Source organism: Megasphaera sp. AF13-6AC (assembly GCF_027685385.1).
Taxonomy (GTDB): domain Bacteria; phylum Bacillota; class Negativicutes; order Veillonellales; family Megasphaeraceae; genus Megasphaera; species Megasphaera micronuciformis.
In genome coordinates this window covers 1-1,299 of record NZ_JAQCUN010000222.1, presented here as the reverse complement: position 1 = coordinate 1,299, position 1,299 = coordinate 1, and the positions used below count along the sequence as shown (strand labels likewise).

The 1,299-nt window shown below is 49.5% G+C and carries 1 protein-coding gene and 1 pseudogene; both read left to right on the top strand.

All coding sequences use genetic code 11. The features are described from left to right. A pseudogene (locus tag PGX78_RS08340) lies at positions 1 to 456 on the top strand (30S ribosomal protein S12 methylthiotransferase RimO); the annotation flags it as partial. Between the two features lie 16 nt (positions 457 to 472). Beyond that, the coding region (locus PGX78_RS08335) for a molybdopterin-binding protein (RefSeq protein WP_270446480.1) at positions 473 to 1,299 on the top strand (827 nt) is incomplete at its 3' end.

The window sequence follows — 1,299 nt, the reverse complement described above, 5'->3', positions numbered from 1 at the left end:
GGTCGCAAGCTGACATTGAGATCTACGTTTATTGTCGGATTTCCGGGAGAAACGGAAGAAGAGTTTCAGGAACTGTGCGACTTTGTGGAACGGACGAAGTTCGATGCCGTCGGTGTTTTCACCTATTCACAGGAAGAAGGGACTCCCGCAGCGGCTATGGCCGACCAGATTCCCGAAGAGGTGAAGGAAGAACGATATCATAGGCTTATGGCTATTCAAGCCAAGGTGTCGGAAGAACGAAATCGCAACCTGGAAGGCTCCGTCCATCCTTTTATCGTTGAGGAATTGACGGACGAAAGCGGTTATTTGCAGGCTGTCGGTCGTCTGGATATTCAGGCTCCCGAAGTAGACGGTTTGACGTATGTAGAAGACGCAAAAGGACTAAAAGAAGGAGACATCATTCCCGTACGCGTTGTTCAAGGGTTTGCCTATGATGTCATTGCTGAACGCATTTAATATCGAGGTGTAAGCTGTGCTGGTTGAATTGGTAACGACCGGGTCGGAACTCTTGCTCGGTGAAATAAGCAATGTAGATGTTCAATATTTATCACAACAGCTTAATACGATGGGGTATTCCGTTATTTACCATACGACGGTAGGCGACAATCCTCAGCGTATGAAGCAGGTTCTGGAAACAGCTCTGGGTCGTGCCGATATGGTTATAACGACAGGCGGTCTCGGACCGACACAGGGCGATATGACGAAAATCATCGGTGCCGAAGTGACGGATACACCTCTTGAGTTTCGTGAAGACGTAATGGAAGGTGTCGTTGCGTGGATTAAACTTCGTCATCCTGAGCGGGATTTGACGGAAAACCAGCGCCGCCAAGCCATGATCCCCAAAGGTGCGGATGTCTTGACCAACGAGGCGGGGACGGCACCGGGAACGGCTTTGTACAAGGGCGGCAAGGTTCTCATTCACTTGCCGGGACCGCCGTCGGAAATGAAGTGGGTTTTCGATCATAGCGTAAAGCCGTGGCTATATGAACGTTTCGGGTCACAAGGCTACATTTACTCGTCGTATATGAGAATTTACGATATGGGTGAAGCACGCATTGAAGAAACGATTATGGATCTTGTCAAGAACCAGTCGGAGCCGACTTTGGCCATGTATGCCCGCATCGGTTATGTGGAAATCCGTATTACGGCTAAGGGAGAGACAAAAGAAGCCGCTCAAAACCTTGTCGAACCGATGAAAGAAAAGTTGGCTGAACGGTTGGGAGATGTTATTATTACGTACGATGACGAACCGATTGCGGCGGCTTTGGGACGAACGGCCCGTAAAAAAGGGTTGACCGT